13 protein-coding genes are annotated in these 16,803 nt (G+C 73.3%); 9 read left to right on the top strand and 4 right to left on the bottom strand.

The genetic code is table 11. The features are described from left to right. Positions 1 to 23 precede the first annotated feature (23 nt). Positions 24 to 812 carry a methyltransferase gene (locus OG309_RS10055; RefSeq protein ID WP_329419872.1) on the top strand — a complete coding sequence of 263 codons (789 nt, stop codon included), beginning with the start codon at positions 24 to 26 and terminating at the stop codon, positions 810 to 812. 304 nt (positions 813 to 1,116) lie between these two features. Next, positions 1,117 to 1,518, top strand: a complete 402-nt coding sequence (locus OG309_RS10050; protein WP_329419871.1) for a DUF3040 domain-containing protein — start codon at positions 1,117 to 1,119, stop codon at positions 1,516 to 1,518. 253 nt (positions 1,519 to 1,771) lie between these two features. On the opposite strand, the gene OG309_RS10045 is transcribed toward OG309_RS10050, so the two are convergent. From OG309_RS10045 to OG309_RS10030, 4 genes are all read right to left on the bottom strand, one after another. Then, a complete protein-coding gene (locus OG309_RS10045) occupies positions 1,772 to 4,144 on the bottom strand; it encodes a transglutaminase TgpA family protein (protein WP_329419869.1) in 2,373 nt (790 codons plus the stop codon). Continuing rightward, positions 4,141 to 5,496: a DUF58 domain-containing protein gene (locus OG309_RS10040; protein WP_329419868.1), complete on the bottom strand. Its 1,356-nt coding sequence runs from the start codon at positions 5,494 to 5,496 to the stop codon at positions 4,141 to 4,143. The genes OG309_RS10045 and OG309_RS10040 overlap by 4 nt, the downstream gene beginning before the upstream one ends. Beyond that, the gene (locus tag OG309_RS10035) at positions 5,496 to 6,524 is read right to left on the bottom strand and encodes an AAA family ATPase (RefSeq protein ID WP_329419866.1); all 1,029 of its coding nucleotides are present in this window, start codon (positions 6,522 to 6,524) and stop codon (positions 5,496 to 5,498) included. The genes OG309_RS10040 and OG309_RS10035 overlap by 1 nt, the downstream gene beginning before the upstream one ends. Before the next feature lie 171 nt (positions 6,525 to 6,695). Then, positions 6,696 to 7,235: a beta-class carbonic anhydrase gene (locus OG309_RS10030; protein WP_329419865.1), complete on the bottom strand. Its 540-nt coding sequence runs from the start codon at positions 7,233 to 7,235 to the stop codon at positions 6,696 to 6,698. Positions 7,236 to 7,577: 342 nt separating this feature from the next. Here OG309_RS10030 and rsmH point away from each other — a divergent pair, with 342 nt between their 5' ends. The 7 genes from rsmH to murD are packed head-to-tail and all read left to right on the top strand — an operon-like array spanning position 7,578 to position 16,775. Next, positions 7,578 to 8,537: a 16S rRNA (cytosine(1402)-N(4))-methyltransferase RsmH gene (rsmH, locus tag OG309_RS10025; RefSeq protein WP_329419864.1), complete on the top strand. Its 960-nt coding sequence runs from the start codon at positions 7,578 to 7,580 to the stop codon at positions 8,535 to 8,537. Between the two features lie 47 nt (positions 8,538 to 8,584). Continuing rightward, on the top strand, positions 8,585 to 9,109 hold the full coding sequence (locus OG309_RS10020) for an FtsB family cell division protein (RefSeq protein WP_329419863.1): 525 nt from the start codon (positions 8,585 to 8,587) through the stop codon (positions 9,107 to 9,109). Between the two features lie 4 nt (positions 9,110 to 9,113). Further along, on the top strand, positions 9,114 to 11,084 hold the full coding sequence (locus OG309_RS10015; protein WP_329419861.1) for a peptidoglycan D,D-transpeptidase FtsI family protein: 1,971 nt from the start codon (positions 9,114 to 9,116) through the stop codon (positions 11,082 to 11,084). 16 nt (positions 11,085 to 11,100) lie between these two features. After that, on the top strand, positions 11,101 to 12,846 hold the full coding sequence (locus tag OG309_RS10010; RefSeq protein ID WP_402546508.1) for a UDP-N-acetylmuramoyl-L-alanyl-D-glutamate--2,6-diaminopimelate ligase: 1,746 nt from the start codon (positions 11,101 to 11,103) through the stop codon (positions 12,844 to 12,846). Positions 12,847 to 12,850: 4 nt separating this feature from the next. Then, positions 12,851 to 14,278: a UDP-N-acetylmuramoyl-tripeptide--D-alanyl-D-alanine ligase gene (locus OG309_RS10005; protein ID WP_329419859.1), complete on the top strand. Its 1,428-nt coding sequence runs from the start codon at positions 12,851 to 12,853 to the stop codon at positions 14,276 to 14,278. Beyond that, a complete protein-coding gene (gene mraY, locus OG309_RS10000; protein ID WP_329419858.1) occupies positions 14,275 to 15,345 on the top strand; it encodes a phospho-N-acetylmuramoyl-pentapeptide-transferase in 1,071 nt (356 codons plus the stop codon). The genes OG309_RS10005 and mraY overlap by 4 nt, the downstream gene beginning before the upstream one ends. Continuing rightward, on the top strand, positions 15,327 to 16,775 hold the full coding sequence (gene murD, locus OG309_RS09995; protein ID WP_329419856.1) for a UDP-N-acetylmuramoyl-L-alanine--D-glutamate ligase: 1,449 nt from the start codon (positions 15,327 to 15,329) through the stop codon (positions 16,773 to 16,775). The genes mraY and murD overlap by 19 nt, the downstream gene beginning before the upstream one ends. Positions 16,776 to 16,803: the final 28 nt, after the last annotated feature.

The raw sequence follows: 16,803 nt of genomic DNA, 5'->3' as shown, positions 1-16,803 counted from the left end.
CCGTCACCGAGGAGTCAGCAACCGTGTCGGACCCTTCCCCTGTCTTCGGCCGAGAGGCGACCTCGCGCCCGTCGCGCGCCTCCCTGCGCACCGCCGTCGTCTGGGACGTCCTCAAAGACGCCCTCGACCGCCGGGTCAAGGCCACCGGGAACGACTGCCTCGATGTCCTCGACACGGGCGGCGGCTCCGGGAACTTCGCGGTGCCGGCGGCCTGCCTCGGACACCGCGTCACCGTCGTCGACCCCAGCCCCAACGCGCTCTTCGCCCTGGAGCGGCGTGCCGCCGAGGCGGGCGTCGCCGACCGGGTGCGCGGGGTCCAGGGGGACATCCGCGGCCTCTTCGACGTCGTCGACCGCGAGGGCTTCGACGTCGTCCTCTGCCACGGCGTCCTGGAGTACGTGGACGACCCCGCCGAGGGCGTGCGCAACGCGGTGGCCGCGCTGCGCCCCGGCGGCGGCCTCAGCCTGCTCGCCGCGGGCCTCGGCGGCGCCGTGCTCGCCCGCGCGCTGGCCGGCCACTTCACCGAGGCGCGGCACGCGCTGACCGACCCCGCGGGCCGCTGGGGCGACGGCGACCCCGTGCCCCGGCGCTTCAGCGCGGACCAGCTCACCGGGCTCGCCGAGGACGCGGGCCTGGAGGTCGGCGCGGTGCACGGCGTCCGGGTCTTCGCCGACCTGGTGCCCGGCGTCCTCGTCGACACCGAGCCCGGCGCCGCCGAGGCGCTCCTCAAGCTGGAGGCGGCGGCGGCCGAGCTGCCGTCCTTCCACGCGATCGCCACCCAGCTGCACGTCCTGGGCGAGAAGCGGGCCTGACACCCGCCCGGCGGTGCCCCCGGGCCCGGCCCCCGGGACACCGCCGCACCTGCTGAGCAGCGGCGCAACCGCACATGGAGTACGCCACAGGCCGCCCGTTCGGGGACATGTCCCCGTATGATCGGGAGACACGATCCGGCATGACGGGCAGGGGGCTGGGGAATCAACGCCTCAGCATCCGAACCGCATGGCGGCCCGGATTGGCGATTTGGCATTGAGGGCGGGTTTCACGGGGGCGATTCCCTGCCTATCCTGAAAGGGCCGCAAACCGGTCGCCCCCGCGACCGACGACTAGGAGGACTCCGTGCCGCTCTCGGAGCACGAGCAGCGAATGCTCGAGCAGATGGAGCGAGCGCTGTACGCCGAAGATCCCAAGTTCGCGACAGCGCTCGAGGGAAGCGGGCTGCGTACGTACACCCGGCGACGGGTCTACCAGGCAGTCGCCGGCTTCCTGGTGGGTATCGCGCTCCTCATGGCCGGAATGATCGCTCCGCAGATCTGGCCGCTCAGTGTGGTGGGGTTCCTCATCATGCTGGGATGTGCCGTCCTTGCGGTCACCGGATGGCGCAAGGCGCCCAAGCCGGGCGAGCAGGCCCGGACAGTGGGCGGCGGCGGGCGACAGGCCCGGCAGCGCCGCTCGATGATGAACCGGATCGAAGAGCGGTGGCAGCGCCGCCGCGACGAGCAGGGCGGCGGTCACCACTGACCCGCCCCACCCTCACACTCCGCTGAGCCCCGCGAGGCCGTCTTCACGGCCGACCGGGGCTCAGCCATGTCCGGGACTCCCGTCGGCGCGGACCCCGCACCCGGCCACACCGGGGACTCCCGTTTCGCGTCGACCCCGGACCGGCCAGGTCCGGGACTCCCGTCCGCCTCGGCCCGACACCGGGCATGTCCGGGACCCGGCGGCGTCGGCCCGACGGGGGGGCGGGGCCGCGCACCGCGGCCCCGCCCCCCCGTCAGGGCGACTCGCTCGACGGGCGCCGGAAGAGGGTGCGGGCGCGGGTCGAGGCGGTGGTGCGGAGGGCGTCCCAGCGGGTCCGGGTCGCCCAGGCCACCCGGACCGTCGAGCGCGGCGCCAGCACCGCCCGCAGGCGGTTCGAGCGGGAGGCCGCCGCGTGGAAGCCCCGGCGGATCGGCTCGGCCTCCTCGGAGAGGCCCGGAACCGGCTGCGGGCGCGGCGCGTACAGCGCCTGCTCGACCGCCCGCGCCACCCGGTGCACCGCGTCGGCCGCGTCCGGCGGCAGCTCACCCAGACGGATCAGCCGCGCCGCCGTCCCGCGCGGTGTCAGCGAGTCGTCCGGGGCCACCCCGTGGTCCCAGGCCGTGTCCTTGATCTCCGACCAGACCGCGAGGACCTCCCCCTGCCCCAGCCGCCTCGCCCGCAGCCGGGTGCGCCAGAGCCAGGGCAGGAGGGGCAGGGCGAGGAGGACCAGGACGCCCAGCAGGAGCAGGGCCAGTTGCAGGGGCGGCAGGCCCGAGTCGGACGCCGCCTCGCTCCCCGCCGCCTGGTCCGGCCCGCACTCGCCCAGCCGCCGCAGCTGCGGCGGGCAGCTCTCCGCGGCGCTCGGCGCCGCCGAGGGCTGGGCCGACGCGCCGGTGGAGGGCTGCGCCGACGGGGTCGCCGCCCCGCCGGCGGACTGCTCGCGCGTGTACTCCGGCACCGTGCCGCGCGAGGGCGTCGGCTCGAAGCGGGTCCAGCCCGCCCCCTCGAAGTACAGCTCGGGCCACGCGTGCGCGTCCCGGATGCCGACGGACAGGGAGCCGTCCGGCTGCGGGGTGCCCGGCATGAAGCCGACCGCCACCCGGGCGGGGATGCCCAGGGAGCGGGCCATGGCGGCCATCGAGAAGGAGAAGTGGACGCAGAAGCCCTCCCTGTCCTTCAGGAAGCGGGAGATCGCCTGGACCCCGGTGCCGGAGTCGACCTCGACGTCGTAGCGGAAGCCGCCGTCCCGGGCGAACCAGTTCTGCAGCTTCACCGCCCGCTCGTACCCGTTGCGCGCCCCGCGGGTGACCTCGACGGCCGTCGACCGCACGTCGGCCGGGAGCGAGGCCGGGACCTTGGTGTACTCGCGGAGCAGCTTCTCCGGCGCGGGCGCCGCCGCGGCCAGCTGATCGGCGGTGGGCCGGATGTCCAGGCTGGTCACCGAGTACCGCGCGCCCTTGGTGTTCTGCCCGTTGTCGCCGACGAGCATCCGCCCGGCCGGCTCGTACCGCCAGCTGCCGCCGATGGAGACCTTCGAGACCGGGTACGGCATCGGCAGCCACTTCTGCTCGTACGCCGTGGAGGCGACGAAGTTGCTGGTGACCTCGGTGGTGGTGACGTCCTGGGCGAGGCCGTCCGGCCAGGGCAGCAGCTCGGGCACGTCCTGGATGGGGCGGACCGAGGACTTCCACGCCGTCCCGTCGAACTGGTCGAGCGCCACGAGCCGCAGATACATCCCGGACGTGTCCCGGGCGTTGGTCCGGTAGCGCAGCACCTCGCGGTCGTCCGGCTGGCGCAGGTCGTTCTGGAGGGAGACCAGCGGGTTCACCGCCGAGATCGTGCCGCCCTTGCCGCCGGCGCCCTCGCCCTTCCCGGCGCCGCCGAAGATGCCGCCGCTCAGCCCGGGCAGGGCGAACGGCACCACCAGCGCGATGCCCAGGGCGACCGCGCCGATCCGCCGTCCGGACCGGACCGGAGCGGACGCGGAGTCGCTGTCACCGACGGCCGAGCCGGCCCGGCCCGAGCGGGGCGCGCCGCCGAAGACCCGACCCCACTGGGAGAGCCTGTCCCGGCCCTCGGCCAGGAGCAGCAGCAGATAGCCGGTGGCGGCCAGCAGGAAGTACAGCCAGCCCGCACCGCCGCCGGAGAGTCCGGCGGCCACCGAGTACAGGGCGAGCAGCGGGAGTCCCGCGGGGGCGGCGGTGCGGAAGGTCACCGCGAGGGCGTCCACGAGGAGCCCGACGGCGGCCACGCCGACGACGAGGAGCAGGCGGATGCCGGCCGTGTCGGGGGCGGGGATCGCGTAGGTCCCCACGTCGTCCACGCCCGCCTGGAAGAGCGAGCCGAAGGTGCTGAGGACCTCGGGCCCGGGCAGCAGGCCGAGGACGGCCTGCTCACGGGCGAAGACCACCGTCAGCACGAGGAGCGTGACGACCGCCTGGGCGCCGAGGGTGAGCGGCCGGGCCAGCGGCACCCGCCGGGTGATCGTGCCGATCGCGCTCTGCAGGCCCAGCACGAGCGCCGCGGTGAAGATCCAGGTCGCCGGCTTCACCAGCGGCAGCAGCGCGGCCGACGCCAGGAGCGTCGCGCCGAAGGCCGCGAGCGTCAGCCGTCCGCGCCCGCTCATGACCAACCTCCGTACGTGTCGGCCGCGGGGGCCTGGTTCTGTGCGCCGCCGGCCTGCTGCCAGAGCTGGGCGAGGCGGGTGCCCGGGGGAACGGCGAGGGCCGTCCAGCCGGCCTCCCGCAGCCGCCGCAGCCGGTCCTCGACCGCGCCGGTGACGGCGCCGCCGGTCAGCCAGGTCCCGGAGTCCAGCAGGAAGGCGACCGCGGCGCCGCCGCGCTGCCGCATCCGTGCGGCCAGGGCCGCCTGCTCCTCGTCGAGGTCGCCGACGAAGGCGACCAGAAGGCCCTCGTGTCCGCCGCGCAGCACGTCGTACGCGCGGGAGAGTCCGGCCCCGTCGGAGTGGTCGACGACCGCGAGGGTGTCCATCATCAGTCCGGCGGCCTCGGCCGTGTTCTGCCCGGAGCCGGTGAAGCCCTCCGCGCCGTCGCCGGGGAGGCTGCTGCCGGTGTCCGTGAGCAGCCGCACCGCGTAGCCGCGCTCCAGCATGTGCACGAGGACGGAGGCGGCGCCGGAGACGGCCCATTCGAAGGCCGAGTCGGGTCCGCCGCCCTCGTAGGCGATCCGGCGGGTGTCGAGCAGCACGGTGCAGCGGGCCCGCTGCGGCTGCTCCTCACGGCGCACCATCAGCTCGCCGTAGCGGGCCGTGGAGCGCCAGTGGACCCTGCGCAGGTCGTCGCCGTGCCGGTAGGCGCGGGGGATGATGTCGTCGTCCCCGGCGAGGGCGAGCGCCCGCTGGTGGCCCTCCCCGTACCCCGCGGACTCGCCGGCCAGCCTCACCGGCGGCAGCGGTTCGGTGCGGGGGATGACGGTCAGCGTGTCGTACGCGCTGAAGGAGCGGGTCAGCTCGCACATGCCGAAGGGGTCGTTGAGCCGCAGCTGGAGCGGGCCGAGGGCGAAGCGCCCGCGCAGGTCGGAGCGGACCCGGTAGGACACCTCGCGGCGGCCGCCCGCCTCCACGCGGTCGAGCACGAAGCGGGGGCGGGGGCCCAGCATGTACGGCACGTGGTCCTGGAGCATCAGCAGCCCGGTGGGCACCCGGGAGACGTTGTCCATGCGCAGGTGGACCCGGGCCTCCGTGCCGGTCTCGACGCGCTGCGGGGAGAGCCGGCGGCTGCCCGCGACCCGGTAGCGGGTGCGGTGCAGCACGACGACGCAGACCAGCGGCAGCACGGCGAGCAGCAGACCGACGCGCAGCAGGTCGGCCTGGCCGAGCACGTAGGCGCAGACTCCGGCGGCGATCCCGGCGGCCAGGAAGGACCGGCCGCGGGTGGTGAGTCCGCCGAGGGCGGCCCGCAGGCCGCCCCGGTCGTCGTCGCCGTCCTCCCGCTGTCCCGGCGGGGCGGCGGTGGTCATCACAGCCGCCGGGCGCCGGGCTGCTGCTGGCCGTAGAGCGGTCCGGCGGGCGGCGCCGGGGGCGCGGCGGCCGGGACGGGCGTGCGCTGGAGGATGTCCTGGACGACCTGCTCGGCCGTGCGCCGGTTGAGCTGGGCCTGCGCGGTGGGCAGCAGGCGGTGGGCGAGCACGGGCGCGGCGAGCGCCTGGAGGTCGTCGGGCAGCACGAAATCGCGGCCGCTGAGCGCGGCGGAGGCCTTCGCCGCGCGCAGCAGGTGCAGCGTGGCGCGCGGGGAGGCGCCGAGCCTGAGGTCCGGGTGCGTTCTGGTGGCGGACACGATGTCCACCGCGTACCTGCGGACGGCCTCGGCCACGTGCACCCCGCGCACGGCGTCGATCAGCTTGACCACGTCGTGGGCGTGGGCGACCGGCTGGAGGTCGTCCAGCGGGGAGACCGAGCCGTGCACGTCGAGCATCTGGAGCTCGGCCTCGGCGCTCGGGTATCCCATGGAGACCCGGGCCATGAAGCGGTCGCGCTGCGCCTCGGGCAGCGGGTAGGTGCCCTCCATCTCGACCGGGTTCTGGGTGGCGACCACCATGAACGGTCCGGGCAGCTCGTAGGTCTGGCCGTCGACCGTGACCTGGCGCTCCTCCATGGACTCCAGGAGCGCGGACTGGGTCTTGGGGGAGGCCCGGTTGATCTCGTCGCCGATCACGATCTGGGCGAAGATCGCGCCGGGCTTGAACTCGAACTCGCGCCGCTGCTGGTCGAAGATCGACACGCCGGTGATGTCCGACGGCAGCAGGTCGGGCGTGAACTGGATGCGGCGGACCGAGCAGTCGATGGACCGCGCCAGCGTCTTGGCGAGCATCGTCTTGCCCACGCCGGGGACGTCCTCGATCAGGAGGTGTCCCTCGGCGAGCAGCACGGTCAGCGCAAGCCGTACGACCTCGGGCTTGCCCTCGATCACGCCTTCCACCGACCTGCGCACCCGCTCCGCTGTGGTGGTCAGATCTGTGAGGCTCGCTCGATCGTCATAGGTCGTCACCCGGCCCTCCTCGGCCCTTCCGGCAGCACCGACACCTGCCCCCGGAACGAGGTCCGGGGGGTGTCACCCGTGCATTCTTGTTGCCGTGGCCGGGTTGTGTCACTTGCCGGCCACCGCCCTGTGGATAACTCGGGGTGAATTGCCGGGGTTTGCTGCCTTGTGCCGGGTTGATCAGGCCGGGCTGATCTCCCGCAGCAGCCCCGTCGTCACGTCGAAGACGAAGCCGCGGACGTCGTCGGTGTGCAGCAGGAACGGGGAGGTGCGCACCCGCTGCATCGACTGGCGCACGTCCTGGTCGACGTCGCGGAAGGCCTCCACGGCCCAGGCCGGACGCTGGCCGACCTCGTCCTCCAGCTCGTGCCGGAAGTCCTCGGTCAGCGACTCCAGGCCGCAGTTGGTGTGGTGCACCAGCATCACGCTGCGGGTGCCGAGCGCCCGCTGGCTGATGGTGAGCGAGCGGATCACGTCGTCGGTGACCACGCCGCCGGCGTTGCGGATGGTGTGGCAGTCGCCGAGCTCCAGGCCGAGCGCGGCGTGCAGGTCGAGGCGGGCGTCCATACAGGCGACCACGGCGACGTGCAGCACGGGGCGCGCGTCCATTCCGGGGTCGGTGAAGTCGGCGGCGTAACGCGCGTTCGCCGTGACGAGGCGATCGGTGACCGCGCTCGCGTCGTGTATGGCGTCGGCAGGGGAGTGCGCAGAGGTCGACATGTCTCCGACGTTAACGGTCACGGACTGTCCGAGCCCGCTGTGAGAGTGGACAAAGAGCGCCAATGAACCTTGTTGTGAGGGAACCCACAGCCCGTCCGGGGACGGGGCCGTCCGGGTGAGCCGCCCGGAGGGTTCCGGGAGCCTTCCGGGAGCGCCGACCGGGGTGCGCGACGCGCCAGCCGGTTGGTTGACCGGCCCGGCCGGTGGACTAAAGTGACGCGGAGTTCACGGAGACATCGAGCGATTTTCGCCGTTTCTCCCCCGTATGTGCGGCGGTACCTGCGGCTCGGCCTCCTTCCGCTCGCCGGTGGTACCTGTTTCCGCCGGACCTGAGAGGGCGCATTGAGCAACGACCGACACGTCCCGGTGATGCTCCAGCGGTGCCTGGACATGTTGGCCCCCGCACTGGAGCGCCCCGGCGCGGTCGTCGTCGACTGCACCCTCGGCCTCGGCGGCCACAGCGAGGCGCTGCTGCGGAACTTCCCCGAAGCGCGGCTCGTCGCCCTGGACCGGGACAAGGAGGCGCTGCGCCTCTCCGGCGAGCGGCTCGCCCCGTACGGGGAGCGCGCCACGCTGGTCCACGCGGTCTACGACGAACTGCCCGAGGTCCTGGACCGGCTCGGCATCCCGCGCGTCGACGGCGTCCTGTTCGACCTGGGCGTCTCCTCCATGCAGCTGGACGAGGCCGACCGCGGCTTCGCCTACGCGCAGGACGCCCCGCTCGACATGCGCATGGACCAGACGACGGGCATCAGCGCGGCCGAGGTCCTCAACACCTACCCGGCCGGCGAGCTGGTCCGCATCCTGCGCGCGTACGGCGAGGAGAAGCAGGCCAAGCGGATCGTCTCCGCGATCGTGCGCGAGCGCGAGAAGGAGCCGTTCAGCAACAGCGCGCGGCTGGTCGAGCTGATCCGCGACTCGCTGCCCCAGGCCGCCAAGCGCACCGGCGGCAACCCCGCCAAGCGGACCTTCCAGGCCCTGCGCATCGAGGTCAACGGGGAGCTCTCGGTCCTGGAGGAGGCGATCCCGGCGGCCGTCAAGGCCCTCGCCGTCGGCGGCCGGATCGCCGTCCTCTCGTACCACTCCCTGGAGGACCGGCTGGTCAAGCAGGTGTTCGCGGCGGGCGCCGCGAACACCGCGCCGCCCGGCCTCCCGGTCGTCCCCGAGCGCTACCAGCCCCGCCTCAAGCTGCTCACCCGCGGCGCCGAACTCCCCACCGAGGAGGAGGTCGCCGAGAACCGCCGCGCGGCCCCGGCCCGGCTCCGGGGGGCCCAGCGGATCCGCGAGGACGAATCCGCGTGACGCGACAGGGGCCCCTCAAAGGGCGGGCCGCGCGGCTCGGGAGGCTGATGCCGTCCGGGCCGAGCAGCGCGGCCCGGACCCCCTTCGTCCTGCTCGTCGTGCTGCTGCTCGGCGGTGGCCTGATCAGCCTGCTGCTGCTCAACTCCGCCCTCAACCAGGGCTCCTTCGAGCTCAGCGAGCTGAAGAAGAAGACCACCGAGCTCACCGACGAGGAGCAGGCCCTCCAGCGGGACGTGGACGACAGCTCCGCCCCCGACGCCCTGGAGCGGCGCGCCCGGGAGCTCGGCATGGTGCCGGGCGGCAGCCCCGTCTTCCTGGACCCCGACGGCACGGTGCGCGGCGTCCCCTCGAAGGCCGCCTCGCCGAAGCCCACGCCGACGCCCACCCCGCCCGCGGCCGACCCGGCCACCGGCGCGAACACCCCGAACGCCGCGAGCACGACTCCGCCGGCCGGCCGGACCCCGGCCACCGGCGGGCCCGCGAGATCCGGCGACACGCCGAAGCCGCCCGCGTCGAAGAACCCCGACACGCCGAACAGCACCGCGACCGCCCCCACGACCTCCGGCAGGTGACCCCGTGCCCTCCAAGGAGCCCCCGCGCCGCCGCGTCCCCGGCCCCGCCCGGCCCGCCCGCCCGCGCCCCCCGGCCCCCGGCCGCCCCGCGCCGCGGCCCGCGCAGGCACGGCGCCCCGCGCCCCGGCCGCCGGCCAGGCCGCGCACCATCCGGCTCGGCAGCCCCAAGCCCCGGCTGCGCCTGGTCTCCCTCGGGCTGACCCTGGTGATGCTGGTGTTCGTGGTGCGGCTGCTCCAGGTGCAGGCCGTGGACGCCAGCGCCTACGCGGCCAAGGCCCAGAAGCACCGCTACCAGGAGTACACGCTCTCCGCCGACCGCGGCGAGATCACCGACCGGTCCGGCGTCGCGCTGGCCGCGAGCGTCGACGCGTACGACATCACCGCCGACCCCAAGCTCTTCACGCCCGAGGAGTCCAAGGTCAGGGACGCCCCCGAACAGGCCGCCGCGCTCCTCGCCCCGCTCCTCGGCAAGGAGCCCGCCGACCTCGCGAAGAAGCTGCGCACCCCCAAGTCCCGCTACACCCTGCTCGCCCGCAAGCAGACCCCGCAGGTCTGGAACCAGATCAAGGACCTGAAGAAGGTCTACGAGCAGAAGGCGAAGCCGGCCAACGGCGGCAACGGCGTCAGCCTGCTCGGCGGCATCCTCAGCGAGCCGGTCACCAAGCGCGTGTACCCGAACGGCGAGCTGGCCGCCGGGATACTGGGCTACGTCAACGCCGAGGGCCGTGGCGCCGGCGGCGTGGAGTCCATGCTGGACGCGGACCTGGCCGGCAAGGACGGCAAGATCAGGTTCGCCCAGTCCGGCGGGCGCCGGGTGCCCACCGCGGGCTCCCAGGGCACCCCGGCGGTGCCCGGCTCCGACATCGAGCTGACCATCGACCGGGACATCCAGTGGGCCGCCCAGCAGGCCATCACCGACCAGGTCAGGAAGTCCAAGGCCGACCGCGGCTACGTCGTCGTGCAGGACACCAGGACCGGCGAGGTCCTCGCGATGGCCAACGCCCCCGGCTTCGACCCCAACGACCTCTCCCAGGCCAACGCCACCGCCATGGGCAACGCCGCCCTCCAGGACGCCTACGAGCCCGGCTCCACCAGCAAGGTGATGTCCATGGCCGCCGTCCTGGAGGAGGGCGCCGCCACCGCCGGCACCCGGGTCACGGTCCCCAACCGGCTGCACCGCGGCGACCGCCTCTTCAGCGACGACATCGACCACATCACCTGGTACCTGACCCTCAACGGCGTCCTGGCCCGGTCCAGCAACATCGGCACCATCCTCGCCACCGGGCAGCTCGGCAAGAACCAGGCCGAGGCCAACCGGGTGCTCTACAGCTATCTGCGCAAGTTCGGCGTCGGCAGCCCGACCGGCCTCGACTTCCCCGGCGAGACCCCCGGCATCCTCGCCAAGCCCGACGACTGGTCGACCTCGCAGCAGTACACGATCCCCTTCGGCCAGGGCCTCTCGCTCAGCGCCATGCAGGCCACCTCCGTCTACCAGGCCATCGCCAACGGAGGCGTACGGATCGAGCCGACCCTGGTACGCGGCACCAAGGGGCCCGACGGGCGCTTCACCCCCGCGCCGGCGCCCAAGGAGAGCCGGGTGGTCAGCGAGAAGACCGCCAAGACCCTCGGCCAGATGCTGGAGTCCGTCGTCGACGACGAGGAGGGCACCGGCAGCAGGGCGGCCATCCCCGGCTACCGGGTCGCCGGCAAGACCGGCACCGCCAACCGGGTCGACCCCGAACTCGGCGTCTACAAGGGCTACACCGCCTCCTTCGCCGGCTTCGCCCCCGCCGACCAGCCCCGGATCGCCGTCTACTGCGCCATCCAGAACCCCACCAAGGGCAGCTACTTCGGCGGCCAGATCTGCGGACCGATCTACAAGAAGGTCATGGAGTTCGCCCTCAAGACCCTCCATGTCGCCCCCACCGGCAGCGAGCCCGCCCGCCTGCCCACGACGTTCAAACCGACCCCGTGACACACCGGGAGCACCAGTGACCACCATCACCCCCCGTTCCGGGAACCGGAAATCGAACTCCGGCGAGGCCGTGGCCTCATTTAGCCCCTCGGCCGGTGCGCCCGGTACGCTCACCGCCGTGCCACACGCTGATCAGTACCGAACCACCCCGCCCCGCCCGGAGCGGCTCCGCCCGACACCCCTGGGCGAGCTCGCCGCACGGCTGGGCACCGAGCCCACCGACGCCGGAACCACGACCGGCTCCACGGAGGTCACGGGCATCACGCACGACTCCCGGGCGGTGCGTCCGGGTGACGTGTACGCGGCCCTGCCCGGCGCCCGGATGCACGGCGCCGACTTCGTCGCCCAGGCCGCCGGACTCGGCGCCGCCGCGATCCTGACCGACCCGGCCGGCGCCGAACGCGCCGCCGCGACCGGCCTGCCGGTCCTGGTCGCCGAGGACCCGCGCGGACGCATGGGCGAGCTCGCCGCGGAGATCTACGGTCGGCCCGGCGCCGACCTGCTGCAGATCGGCATCACTGGCACCTCCGGCAAGACCACCACCGCCTACCTCGTCGAGGGCGGACTGCGCGGCGCGGGCCGCGCGACGGGCCTGGTCGGCACCGTCGAGATGCGCATCGGCGACGAGCGCATCAAGTCCGAGCGGACCACCCCCGAGGCCACCGACCTCCAGGCCCTCTTCGCCGTCATGCGCGAGCGCGGGGTCGAGGCGGTCGCCATGGAGGTCTCCAGCCACGCCCTCGTGCTCGGCCGGGTAGACGGCTGCGTCTTCGACGTCGCCGTCTTCAACAACCTGAGCCCGGAGCACATGGAGTTCCACTCCGACATGGAGGACTACTTCCAGGCCAAGGCGCGCCTGTTCACCCCCGAGCGCAGCAAACGCGGCGTGGTGAACCTGGACGACGCCTACGGCCGCCGGCTGGTCAAGGAGTCGGGCGTCCCGGTCGTCTCCTTCTCCGCCGCCGGCGACCCGGACGCCGACTGGCGCGCCGTGGACGTCGTCACCGGCCCCGCCGACTCCTCCTTCACCGTCCTCGGCCCGGACGGACAGCGGATCTCGGCCACCGCGCCGCTGCCCGGTCCGTTCAACGTCGCGAACACCCTCGCCGCGATCGTCACCCTCGCCACCGCCGGGCTCGACCCGCAGACCGCCGCCGACGGCGTCGCCGCCGTCCCCGGCGTCCCGGGCCGCCTGGAGCGGATCGACGCCGGCCAGCCGTACCTCGCGGTCGTCGACTACGCGCACAAGACGGACGCCGTCGAATCGGTCCTGCGCTCGCTGCGCGAGGTGACCCGCGGCAGGCTGCACGTCGTCATCGGCTGCGGCGGCGACCGCGACACCACCAAGCGCGGCCCGATGGGCGCCGCGGCGGCCCGGCTCGCCGACACCGCCGTGCTCACCTCCGACAACCCGCGCTCCGAGGACCCGCTCGCGATCCTCACCGCGATGCTCGCGGGTGCCGCCGAGGTCCCCGCCGCCGAGCGCGGCGAGGTCCTCGTGGACGCCGACCGGGCGGCCGCCATCGCGGCGGCCGTGGCCCGGGCCCGGCCCGGTGACACCGTCCTGGTCGCGGGCAAGGGCCACGAGCAGGGCCAGGAGGCCGCCGGAGTGGTCCGCCCCTTCGACGACCGCCAGGTGCTGCGCGAGGCCGTCCTGGCCCGCGGCGCCCGACAGGACCCGCGGAACGAGCAGGACGCACAGCAGGCGCAGAACGCGCAGGACACGCGGGACGCACACCGTCACGAGAACAGTCAGGGATGAAGCAGTGATCGCCCTCTCCCTCGCCGAGATCGCCGAAATCGTCGGCGGGCAGCCGCACGACATACCGGATCAGGCCGTCCAGGTCACCGGTCCCGTCGTCATCGACTCCCGCGAGGTGAAGCCCGGCAGCCTCTTCGCCGCCTTCGCCGGCGAGCACGTCGACGGCCACGCCTACGCGGAGCGCGCCGTCCAGGCGGGCGCGGCGGCGGTGCTCGCCGCCCGCCCCGTCGGCGTGCCCTCGATCGTCGTGCCCGACGTGCAGGCCGCGCTCGGGGCGCTGGCCCGCGCGGTGGTCGAACGCCTCGGCACCGACGTCGTCGCGCTCACCGGATCGGCCGGCAAGACCTCCACCAAGGACCTGATCGCCCAGGTCCTGGAGCGTCACGCGCCGACCGTGTGGACGCCCGGCTCCCTCAACAACGAGATCGGCCTGCCGCTGACCGCGCTGAAGGCCGACGCCGGGACCCGGCACCTCGTCCTGGAGATGGGAGCGCGCGGAATCGGCCACATCCGCTACCTCACCGGTCTCACCCCGCCGCGGATCGGCCTGGTCCTCAACGTGGGCACCGCGCACATCGGCGAGTTCGGCGGCCGCGAGCAGATCGCCCAGGCCAAGGGCGAGCTGGTCGAGTCGCTGCCGGCCGCGGCCGACGGCGGCGTCGCCGTCCTCAACGCCGACGACCCGCTCGTACGGGCCATGGCGAGCCGCACCACGGCCCGGGTCATCCTCTTCGGCGAGGCCGAGGACGCGGCCGTACGTGCCGAGAATGTCCGGCTCACAGAGAACGGACAGCCCTCTTTCAGGCTTCACACACCCACCGGGTGCAGCGACGTGACCTTGCGCCTGTACGGTGAGCACCACGTGTCGAACGCGCTCGCCGCGGCCGCCGTCGCCCATGAGGTCGGCATGCCCGTCGAGGAGATCGCCACCGCGCTCTCCGAGGCAGGCAACCTGTCCCGCTGGCGCATGGAGGTCACCGAGCGTCCGGACGGCGTGACGATCGTCAACGACGCCTACAACGCGAACCCCGAGTCCATGCGAGCCGCTCTGCGCGCGCTCGCGGCCATGGGCAGGCCCGCACAGGCCAGGGGCTCCCGGACGTGGGCGGTGCTCGGCAAGATGGCCGAGCTCGGGGACGAGTCGCTCGCCGAGCACGACGCGGTCGGACGGCTCGCCGTCCGGCTCAACGTCAGCAAGCTCGTGGCGGTCGGGGACAGGGAAGCGTCCTGGCTGCAACTGGGCGCCTATAACGAGGGTTCGTGGGGTGAGGAGTCGGTGCACGTGTCCGACGCGCAGGCGGCGGTCGACCTGTTGCGCAGTGAGCTGCGACCGGGGGACATCGTCCTGGTGAAGGCGTCCAGGTCGGTGGGTCTGGAGCGGATCGCCCTGGCACTGCTCGACACGGCCGAGGGCGAGGTCGCCGGCCGATGAGGCAGATCCTCTTCGCGGGGGCCATCGGCCTCTTCCTGACCCTGATCGGCACCCCGCTGCTCATCAAGCTGCTCGCCCGCAAGGGATACGGGCAGTTCATCCGCGACGACGGCCCGCGCGGCCACGCCGGGAAGAAGGGCACGCCCACCATGGGCGGTATCTCCTTCATCCTGGCCACGATCATCGCGTACGCCCTGGCCAAGGTCATCACCGGCGAGGACCCGACGTACTCGGGCGTGCTGGTGCTGTTCCTGATGGCCGGAATGGGCCTGGTCGGCTTCCTCGACGACTACATCAAGATCGTCAAGCAGCGTTCGCTGGGCCTGCGGGCCAAGGCGAAGATGGCCGGCCAGCTCATCGTCGGCATCGCCTTCGCCGTGCTCTCGCTGCAGTTCGCGGACCTGCGCGGCAACACCCCGGCCTCCACGAAGCTCTCCTTCATCACCGACTTCGGCTGGTCCATCGGCCCGGTGCTGTTCGTGGTCTGGGCGCTCTTCATGATCCTGGCCATGTCCAACGGCGTGAACCTGACGGACGGTCTGGACGGCCTGGCCACCGGCGCGTCGGTGATGGTCTTCGGCGCGTACACCTTCATCGGGCTCTGGCAGTTCCAGGAGTCCTGCGCCAACGCGATGACGCTGACCAACCCGAACGCCTGCTTCGAGGTCCGCGATCCACTCGACCTCGCCGTCGTCGCCTCCGCGCTGATGGGCGCCTGCTTCGGCTTCCTGTGGTGGAACACCTCGCCCGCCAAGATCTTCATGGGTGACACCGGCTCGCTGGCCCTCGGCGGCGCGCTGGCCGGTCTCGCCATCTGCTCCCGTACGGAGCTGCTGCTGGCCCTCCTCGGCGGCCTCTTCGTGATGATCACGATGTCCGTGGTCATCCAGGTCGGCTCGTTCAAGATGACCGGCAAGCGCGTCTTCCGGATGGCACCGCTCCAGCACCACTTCGAACTCAAGGGGTGGTCGGAAGTCCTGGTCGTCGTCCGGTTCTGGATCATCCAGGGCATGTGCGTGATCGTGGGCCTGGGCCTCTTCTACGCGGGATGGGCAGCAGAGAAGTGAGCGAGCTGGACTGGCAGGGCAAGCGCGTCACCGTCGCCGGGCTCGGCGTGAGCGGCATCCCCGCCGCCCGTGTCCTGCACGGCCTGGGCGCGGTCGTCACGGTCGTCAACGACGGCGACGACGAGCGCTCCCGGGCGCAGGCCGCGGAGCTGGAGGCGGAGGGCGTCACCGTCCGCCTCGGCGACGGGGCGACCCTGCCGCCCGGCACCGAACTGATCGTCACCGCCCCGGGCTGGCAGCCCGACAAGCCCCTGTTCCTGGCCGCCGCCGAGGCGGGCGTGGAGATCTGGGGCGACGTCGAGCTGGCCTGGCGCCTGCGGGGATCCCGGCCCGGAAGGACCCCGGCCCCCTGGCTCGCGGTCACCGGCACCAACGGCAAGACCACGACCGTGCGGATGCTCGCCTCAATCCTGGAGGCGGCCGGCCTGCGGACCGCAGCCGTCGGCAACATCGGCGTCTCGCTCCTCGACGCCGTCCTCGGCGACGAGGAGTACGACGTGCTCGCCGTGGAGCTCTCCAGCTACCAGCTGCACTGGGCGCCCTCGCTGCGCGCCCACTCGGGCGCCGTGCTCAACCTGGCGCCCGACCACCTCGACTGGCACGGCTCCATGGAGGCGTACGCCGCCGACAAGGGCCGGATCTACGAGGGCAACCAGGTCGCCTGCGTCTACAACGTGGGCGACAAGGCGACCGAGGACCTGGTCCGCGAGGCCGACGTCGAGGAGGGCTGCCGGGCGATCGGCTTCACCCTCGGCACCCCCGGCCCCTCGCAGCTCGGCATCGTCGAGGACATCCTCGTCGACCGGGCCTTCGTCGAGAACCGGCAGAAGAACGCCCAGGAGCTGGCGGAGGTCGCGGACGTCCAGCCGCCGGCCCCGCACAACATCGCCAACGCCCTCGCCGCGGCCGCCCTCGCCCGCGCCTTCGGCGTCGAGCCGAAGGCCGTACGGGACGGGCTGCGGGCCTTCCGGCCCGACCCGCACCGCATCGAGCTGGTCGAGGAGATCGAGGGCGTGGTCTACGTCGACGACTCCAAGGCGACCAACACCCACGCCGCCGAAGCCTCGTTGGCGTCCTACGACCCGATCGTCTGGATCGCCGGCGGCCTGGCCAAGGGCGCCGCGTTCGACGAGCTGGTCCGCAACGCGGCGCAGCGGCTGCGCGGCGTCGTACTGATCGGCCGGGACCGCGCGCTGATCCGCGAAGCGCTGGCCCGACACGCCCCCGAGGTCCCGGTGGTGGACCTCGACCGGACCGACACTGGGGCGATGTCCGCGGCGGTCCAGGAGGCGGCCTCGCTCGCCCGGCCGGGGGACACGGTCCTGCTGGCCCCGGCCTGTGCCTCGATGGACATGTTCACCAACTACAACAAGCGCGGCGAGGCCTTCGCGGACGCCGTCCGCAGTCTCGCGGCGACCGGACGCGCCTGACCTGACCAGCAAGGAGGTCCGGCCGGAC

Origin of the sequence: Streptomyces sp. NBC_01268 (genome assembly GCF_036240795.1) — a bacterium.
Taxonomy (GTDB): Bacteria; Actinomycetota; Actinomycetes; order Streptomycetales; family Streptomycetaceae; genus Streptomyces.
This window is presented reverse-complemented; position numbering and strand designations above follow the sequence as displayed.